We start from the raw sequence: 7,643 nt of genomic DNA, 5'->3' as shown, positions 1-7,643 counted from the left end.
ATGCAGTGGCATTGGGGCTGGATCGCGGGTTGCGCTTCGAGACCCCCCTGATGTGGCTCGACAAGGCTGAGACCTGGGCGCTAGCCGATACCTTTGGCCAGCTGAACCTGGTGCGCGAACAGACGCTCACATGCTACAACGGCCTCATTGGTGATGGTTGTGGTACCTGCCCTGCCTGCATATTGCGCCGCCGTGGCCTGGATCAGTATCTGGCCGATCGGGTGGGCGTTAACTTGCGTCTGCAACACAAACAGGGGCGCTAGCCTTATTCACCCCGAGCGGGGACACAGTGATTGGTAACCAGTAGTTTTATGATGCTCTACCCGATTAACGAAATTTTTCAGACCATACAGGGGGAGGGGGTGTTCACCGGCCTGCCCGCTATCTTCGTGCGCTTGCAGGGCTGTCCCGTCGGCTGCCCCTGGTGTGACACCCGTCATACCTGGGTGGTGGATCCGGCGCGCCAGGTGCCTATCAGCCAGGTATTGGATTGCTCCAACGAATCCGATGGTTGGAGCCCGATGAGCGGCGCTCAGGTATTGGCCAGTTTTGCCGAGTTGGGTTATCGGGCCAAGCATGTGGTGATCACCGGAGGGGAACCTTGTCTCTATGACCTGAACGAGCTCAGCGAGACCTTGCACCAGGCTGGCTATCAGCTGCAGATAGAAACCAGCGGCACCAGCGAGATATTGACCCATCCGGCTACCTGGGTCACCGTCTCTCCCAAAATAGGGATGGCAGGCGGGCTGACAGTGCTGCCCAGCGCCTTGGCGAGGGCCAATGAGATCAAGCATCCAGTGGCCATGATGCGGCATGTCGAGGAGCTGGATGACTTGCTATCTGGCGCCCAGTTGCGTGAGGATGTGGTGATTGCGCTGCAACCCATCAGCCAGAAGCCCAGGGCCACCGAGCTTGCCATGGCGGTCTGTATCGAGCGTAATTGGCGCCTCTCTATCCAGACTCACAAATATCTGGAAATCGATTAAATGACCACCTTGCCCGACGAACAGATATTGCTGAGCCTGGCCAAGCCAATGCCTTATGGTAAATATCGGGGGCGCAGGCTCATCGATTTACCTGAACCCTATCTGGTGTGGATGGCCAGAAGTGGATTTCCGGCTGGCTCCTTGGGGCAATCGCTGGCATTGGCGTATGAGATAAAATTAAATGGGCTCGAAGCAATGATAGTCCCCATCATAGATAGGATATCAGTATGAGAATATATACCCGACAAGGCGACAAGGGGATGACCCGATTGGCTGATGGTAGCCGCATTGCCAAGAGTCATCAGAGAGTAGCCAGTTATGGCGATATAGATGAATTAAATTCTCATATAGGTCTTCTTGCTGCGAAAATAACCGATCAGCAATCTCAGGTATTAGCCGAGCTGACACTCATTCAACAGGAGTTGTTTGACCTGGGCGGCGAATTGGCCTTTTCGAGCGAGGCGCAGTCGAGTGCTATTTGGCAGGTCAGGGAAGAATGGACGGCACGATTGGAATCCCAGATCGATCACTACACTGAACAATTACCCCCGCTGCGCCAGTTTATTCTACCCGGGGGAACTGAGGCTGGCGCCTTGGCTCATGTGGTGCGGACGCTGACTCGGCGTTGTGAGCGACAACTGCTTGTCCTGGCGGAACAAGAGCAGATCAACCCTGCCGTTATTCCCTACGTTAACCGGCTAAGTGACTGGTTCTTCACTCTGGCTCGCTATCTAGTATGCCAAGAGGGCAAGCCGGAAGTGCATTGGGTCAAGGCGGCAGACAGATGAATGTCAGTATGGCTCTGCCAACAGACAGAACGTAGCCTTGTTTGGAGCAGGCAAAAAAAAACCTCGCTATGCGAGGTTTTTTCATGGGCAATACCTGGATCTATTAGATAGCGAAATCTGCCAGGGATTTACCAGCTTCAACAGCCTTGGCGATGGCAGAAGGCATGCGGCCCTGACCAGTCCAAGTTTTCTCGACACCGTTGTCGTCATAACGGTATTTCGGCGGACGCGGAGCGCGCTTGCTGCCTTTAGTCGGCTCGGAGGAGGGGGCTGTGCTAACCAATTCAGCCGGGTCGATTCCCGCAGCTTTCAGCATTTCGGTATATTCATTGATTTTACGTTGACGCTCTTCGCGAGCCTGACGATCTACGGCTTCATCTTGCTGACGTTCAGCAACGATGGTGGAGAATTTCTCCAGCCCTTCTTCCAGTTGTTCCAGGGTCAGCTCACGGCAAGCGGCACGCAGGCTACGGATATTCAGCAGTACTTTCAGAAATTCAGTCATAGTGGTTACCATGCGAGCAAGAAAGGGATAATTATTGGATAACTATTTTCTGGTAATTTATACGTCAGGATGACATTAAGTCAAGTCGAGAGAATTAATAAATAATGATTAGAAATTAAGAACATTATTTTTTAATCCCTGTCGATGGGTTAATTAGGGTGTGAAACCCCATTAACGTGGCTGTCAGGTTAAAATCTCGCCGAATGCAGGCTGCGTAAAATCTCTCGCTGGCATTGGGCGAGAGATCTTGATTCGAATGAGTATTAAATCAAAAAACTTGATATAAAATATCATCAGGATAAAATACCCGCCGAATACCTTTTAAGTAGAGGCGCGCTGCCTATAACTACTCATGCGGAGGGTGATGCCTGTGAAGCATGAGGAAAGGAGCCAGCGCCGAAGTGATCATGCCATCATGCAGGGTCGCTGGGATTGCATCGAACAGGTGCAGTACTGCCATAGTCAATCACTATGGAGCGCTACTGAAGGGGCTGAGGAGTAACCCTTCGCGGGCTCATTTTCTTCTTTATCCTCTCGGTAGATCTCCACCTTATGTTGTAGGTGTCAAGAGATCATGGACATTACCCATTACGCCGATTCGGCGTGGTCCCTCATTCCCCCTTTAGCGGCAGTCATACTGGCTGTCACGACCCGCAAAGTGCTGCTCTCTCTCGGGGTTGGCATTGTGCTGGGTTGCTTGCTGGTAAACCAGTTTGTGCCACTGGCCAGTGCCGAGTATCTCAGCCAGGTGGCCAAGGGGATCTTCTGGGCTGACGGTGCCTTGAATGGTTGGAACGTCAACATACTGGTGTTCCTGCTGCTGCTGGGTGGCATCATCAGCTTGCTGACGGTGTCGGGCGCGACCCTGGCATTCGCAGAATGGGCCGCGCAGCGTATCCAGGACAGACGGGGGGCAAAGATGCTGACCGGCCTGCTGGTGTTCCTGTTCTTCATCGATGACTATTTTCACAGTCTGTCGGTGGGGACCATCTGCCGTCCGCTGACCGATCGTTTCAATATATCCCGGGCCAAGCTGGCCTATCTGCTTGACTCAACCGCAGCCCCCGTCTGTGTATTGATGCCGATCTCCTCATGGGGGGCTTATATCATCGCGCTCATCGGTGGCATCTTGACCGCCCATGGTATTCAGGATCAGAGCCCGATATCTGCTTTCGTGCAGATGATCCCCATGAACTTCTATGCCCTGTTCACCCTGGCCATGGTGTTGGTGGTGATCGTGTTCCAGCTCGACATCGGTCCCATGCGTGAGCATGAGCAGCGGGCCCTCAAAGGGCAGTTGTGGGATCCGGCCAAGGGCGTGCCTCCCGGTAGCAGTGGCGATCTGCCCGTTTCCAGTCGCGGCCGTGTCATCGATCTGGTGTTGCCAATCCTGACCCTGACCGCGTCCACCGTCTATTTCATGATGGCCACCGGGGCTGCTGCCCTGGCTGAGAAGGGGTTGCCGTTCGGGGTACTGGGCGCGTTCGAAAATACCGATGTGGGCGCTTCCCTGGTCAATGGCGGCCTGTGCGGGCTTGGGGTCGCCGTGGTGCTGACCTTGCGCATGGGGCTGAGCCTGCGTACCTGGCTCGAGGTCGTCAAGCACGGTGTCATGGCCATGCTGCCCGCTATCTACATTCTGGTGTTTGCCTGGGCCATAGGCGCCGTCATTCGCGATGTGGAGACAGGGAAATACCTGGCTTCCCTGGCTCAGAGCGGGCTGCCCATCGAGTTGCTGCCCGTGGTGATGTTCTGCCTCTCCGGCGCCATGGCATTTGCGACCGGCACCAGTTGGGGGACCTTCGGCATCATGTTGCCCCTGGCCGGTGACATGGCCGCCGCCAGCGAGATAAGCATGATGTTGCCGATGCTCTCTGCCGTGCTGGCCGGGGCCGTATTCGGCGATCACTGTTCACCGATATCGGATACCACCATTCTCTCTTCCACCGGCGCCGGTTGCCATCATATCGATCACGTGATGACTCAGCTGCCTTATGCGCTGACCATTGCCATCGGGGCAGCCTTCGGTTACCTGGTGCTGGGGGTGACTCACTCGGTCACCGCAGGTTTTGTTACCAGCGGCGTCTGGTTCCTCGGGGTGACACTCTTCTATCTTAGAGCCAGTCAGAAGGCGGCAGTCACCGCCTGATGAATGACGAGGGGCCTGGGGCCCCTTTGTTTTTGGCGTCATGCTGCGTTAGCATGCGCGCCATAAATTGGTATCGGAGCAAGCATGGCCTCATTACATTACAAATTCGCCGCGATGAACTCGGGAAAATCCACCCAGTTGATCCAGGCGCACTTCAACTATCTCGAGCGGGGCATGCACCCTCTGGCCATGACGCCAGCCATTGATGACAGATCCGGACTCGGGGTGATCAGCGCCAGGGTCGGGTTGGAATTAAAGGCGGAGGTGTTTAGCGACAACTGCGATCTGTTCGAGATGGTCAAGGCCCGTCATGCCGAGCAGGCCATCGATGTGTTCATCGTCGATGAGGCGCAATTTCTCACCAAGGAGCAGGTCTATCAGCTGGCCAGGGTGGTGGACGAGGCGGGGATTCCCGTGATTGCCTATGGCCTCAAGATAGACTTCCGTGCCGAGCTGTTTCCCGGCTCCTACCATCTGCTCTGTCTGGCTGACAAGGTAGAAGAGCTCAAGAGTATCTGCTGGTGTGGCAACAAGGCGCACATGAATGCCAGGGTCAATGCCGATGGCCAGGTCGCGCGGGATGGCGCTCAGGTGGAAATAGGAGGCAATGCCCGTTATGTCTCCCTGTGCCGTAAGCACTATCTGGCTGGCCGGGCATTTCGTTAAGTTCAGGTTGCGCAGGTTTTAGCAAACATAAAAAGGGCCCTGTCGGGCCCTTTTTATGTTTGGTTCAAGGCCGAGTAACAGGACGAGGCTCGGCGCGGGCGTGCCGGAGCGGTTAATCGAATTCGCTATCGACCGGGGTGATGATGGGATCGGCTACCGGCAGACGATGGAACAGCTGGCGAAAGTGTTGCTGCACCCGGCCGATATCGACAAGGGACATGCCGGAGGCGAAACCGAACCAGACATAGAGACCGGTCAGGTCGCGGAACATTGGGGGCAGGTACTTGGGGGCTGCGATCAAGCCTTCCAGATAGTGCTGATAGAGCACGGGGATGTCGTCCAGGGTCACCTTGCCCACAAACAGCATCGGCAAGATCTCGGGTACCCCTTCCAACACGGCGCTGCGAATGAAGTTGACCGTCTCCACATAGCCCTTTACATAGGAGAGATCCTTGGTAAAGCAAGCCCCTCCCTCCACCATGCCGCCCCGGAACACCCGCTGGGTGATCTTGTAGGCATCATGTTCGCTCGCGCCCTTGTCCAGAAAATGGCGATAGAGTTCGATGAAGTCCGCACCATTCTCGGCCATGTCGATGGCCATCACCCTGTCCGAGATACGTTTAGCCCTGTCCGGGAAGGAGCTGAAAGTGAGGGTCTCTATCAGAACCGCCAATCCCTCCTGGCAGGCCGTGATGCGCGGCGAGCCGGCACTGAGCCAGGTCGCATAAGGCTGCTGTCGGCCATTGAGGGTGGTACCGACATGAACCCACCCCTCGTGGACCTCCAACACCTGCAAGTCGAGCTCGGAGAAGCGGGCATGACTGCTCAGCTTGATATAGTCACCGCCAGCTGCCGCATCCGAGACGATGCCATCGCTCAGCTTTACCTGCACCTGGCCGTCGCGAAAGTAGCTGGATAGTTTGTCCTGCAGCCGGTCTACCGCAGCCTGCCCCTCAAACTCCTTGGGGTAGGGGCGCACCAAATGGCGGGCACCCGGCAGGGAAAAGATATCGCACAACCGCTCTCCCAGCTCACGCAGTGTCTTGCGATCGCCCCTCAGGTGATCCCGGGCCGAACCATAGAGGCGTTGACTGTAACGTAAAAAATCGGGCTGGCCGCGTTGGCGCAGCATCTCGATCACCACCATGTACTGATCGACGTTGGCTTGCAGTATGCGGCCCAAGTCATCATGGGGGCCCAATTTGCGGCGGATCCTGTCCCTGAGCTCCTTGAGCTCCAGGTACTTGTTACGTGGGTCGAACCCCAGATCCAGGCCCTGATAGAAGTTGGTATCGATAGCCGGCAGAGTCTTGCCGCCTTTGGCCAGAAAGTCATGACGGATATGGTGGGGCCATTTGATAGCATCCAGAATGCGGATCGGCTTTTGCAACACCAGCAGCTCATCGGAGAGGGACTTGAGGTGCAGGCGATATTTCTCTTGGATGGTCATCGACACTCGGTTCGGGGCTGCGCGCAGGTGGGCTGAGTATATGGACTGTCAGTGCCAAAAAGAAGCGCAAACAGAGGCGGGCAGGGGCCTCTACTTTAGGTTGACCACAAATTGGTTTAGACTGCGCCCCTCGCTTTCAAGAGTCCCATAACGTCATGATGAATACACCCAGCTCCGAAATGATAATGCGTTGGCTGCAACAGGCTCGTATCGAGCATTATGTCTGCGATCAGTGCCATGGCATCCATATCGTCTCTCTGCAATCTGTGGAAGGCATCCAGGAGAGCCGCGTCTTTGTTGAAGAGGAAGGATTGTTGTTCTCCTCCGAGCTGGAAATTCGCCCTGCGGCGCTGTTGCCCATGGTGGCTGAACTGGGTCGGCTCAACATGCAATATCCCTCGCTCAAGGTGTTTCTCGACATCATTGATGACAACTTGCCACGACTAGTGGTCGGCCATACGGTGTTCACCAAGGCGGGTCTTACGGTCGAACAGTTCATCTTGTTTGTGCAGAGCACCATAGCCGCGACCCATGATGTGGTTGCCGAGTGTGAGCGTTTGGGCTTCCTAAACCTGGTTGATGTGGTGGTTGAACCGGGATCTGTGCATTAATCCGGCAGTCGAGCGCGGGAGGCAGAGAAAGCCGTTGACGGGCGAGCGGCTTTCCCCTAAATTACGCCCCGTTGTCGCGGCCAAGGCCATGAGCGATCCTGATGATTGAACAGGTAAAATAGCAGTCAGAAAAATTTGGTGGGGTGTCCGAGTGGCTGCACACCGACGAAGTCGGAATAGAAGCACGCAACCCGTGCTCCGAAAGCAACTTCAAAGCAGTAAAAAATTTGGTGAGGTGTCCGAGTGGCTGAAGGAGCACGCCTGGAAAGTGTGTATACGGCAACGTATCGAGGGTTCGAATCCCTCCCTCACCGCCAAATTGAAAAGCCCGACTCAGGTCGGGCTTTTTGCTGTCTGGCATTCGTCAAGATTCATCACCTTTGTCCCCTTCAGACGAGGGAGCACTTTATATTCCCGCTATGGTACTTGGCTGGGGGTAAGTGATGGTTGCTGTGGGCGGAAGCAGAGATAAATAAAAAATCCGGCCT

Annotated in this window: 9 protein-coding genes, 1 tRNA gene and 1 riboswitch; of the genes, 8 read left to right on the top strand and 2 right to left on the bottom strand. The window is 55.5% G+C overall.

The features are described from left to right. The 4 genes from G113_RS17570 to G113_RS17555 form a co-directional block, all read left to right on the top strand. Positions 1–263: 7-cyano-7-deazaguanine synthase (locus G113_RS17570; protein WP_005907983.1), on the top strand; the 263-nt coding region annotated here is incomplete at its 5' end. A 51-nt stretch (positions 264–314) separates the two neighbouring features. Next, positions 315–986, top strand: coding sequence for a 7-carboxy-7-deazaguanine synthase QueE (gene queE, locus G113_RS17565; protein WP_005907982.1), 672 nt, complete (start codon positions 315–317; stop codon positions 984–986). Beyond that, entirely contained in the window at positions 987–1,217 is a 231-nt protein-coding gene (locus G113_RS17560) for a DUF3820 family protein (RefSeq protein ID WP_005907980.1), read from the top strand. Continuing rightward, positions 1,214–1,774, top strand: coding sequence for a cob(I)yrinic acid a,c-diamide adenosyltransferase (locus G113_RS17555; protein WP_005907978.1), 561 nt, complete (start codon positions 1,214–1,216; stop codon positions 1,772–1,774). Before G113_RS17560 ends, G113_RS17555 begins: the two co-directional genes overlap by 4 nt. 103 nt (positions 1,775–1,877) lie before the next feature. Here G113_RS17555 and G113_RS17550 read toward each other — a convergent pair whose 3' ends face one another. Further along, a complete protein-coding gene (locus G113_RS17550) occupies positions 1,878–2,279 on the bottom strand; it encodes an H-NS family histone-like protein (protein ID WP_005907976.1) in 402 nt (133 codons plus the stop codon). Positions 2,280–2,597: 318 nt separating this feature from the next. Next, positions 2,598–2,769, top strand: a riboswitch (Lysine riboswitch). 84 nt (positions 2,770–2,853) lie between these two features. On the opposite strand from G113_RS17550, the gene G113_RS17545 reads away from it, so the two are divergent. Together G113_RS17545 and G113_RS17540 are read left to right on the top strand one after the other, a co-directional pair. Then, a complete protein-coding gene (locus tag G113_RS17545; protein ID WP_005907975.1) occupies positions 2,854–4,428 on the top strand; it encodes a Na+/H+ antiporter NhaC family protein in 1,575 nt (524 codons plus the stop codon). 84 nt (positions 4,429–4,512) lie between these two features. Next, complete coding sequence (locus tag G113_RS17540; RefSeq protein WP_040319358.1) at positions 4,513–5,094, top strand: thymidine kinase; 582 nt, start codon at positions 4,513–4,515, stop codon at positions 5,092–5,094. A gap of 112 nt (positions 5,095–5,206) precedes the next feature. On the opposite strand, the gene G113_RS17535 is transcribed toward G113_RS17540, so the two are convergent. Beyond that, on the bottom strand, positions 5,207–6,544 hold the full coding sequence (locus G113_RS17535; protein WP_005907973.1) for a flavohemoglobin expression-modulating QEGLA motif protein: 1,338 nt from the start codon (positions 6,542–6,544) through the stop codon (positions 5,207–5,209). Between the two features lie 155 nt (positions 6,545–6,699). Here G113_RS17535 and G113_RS17530 point away from each other — a divergent pair, with 155 nt between their 5' ends. Both G113_RS17530 and G113_RS17525 read left to right on the top strand, forming a co-directional pair. Beyond that, the gene (locus G113_RS17530) at positions 6,700–7,155 is read left to right on the top strand and encodes a type III secretion system chaperone family protein (RefSeq protein WP_083940412.1); all 456 of its coding nucleotides are present in this window, start codon (positions 6,700–6,702) and stop codon (positions 7,153–7,155) included. 229 nt (positions 7,156–7,384) lie between these two features. Continuing rightward, positions 7,385–7,472 (top strand) — tRNA-Ser (locus tag G113_RS17525). Positions 7,473–7,643: the final 171 nt, after the last annotated feature.

The organism is Aeromonas molluscorum 848 (assembly GCF_000388115.1).
GTDB classification, from domain to species: Bacteria; Pseudomonadota; Gammaproteobacteria; order Enterobacterales; family Aeromonadaceae; genus Aeromonas; species Aeromonas molluscorum.
This window is presented reverse-complemented; position numbering and strand designations above follow the sequence as displayed.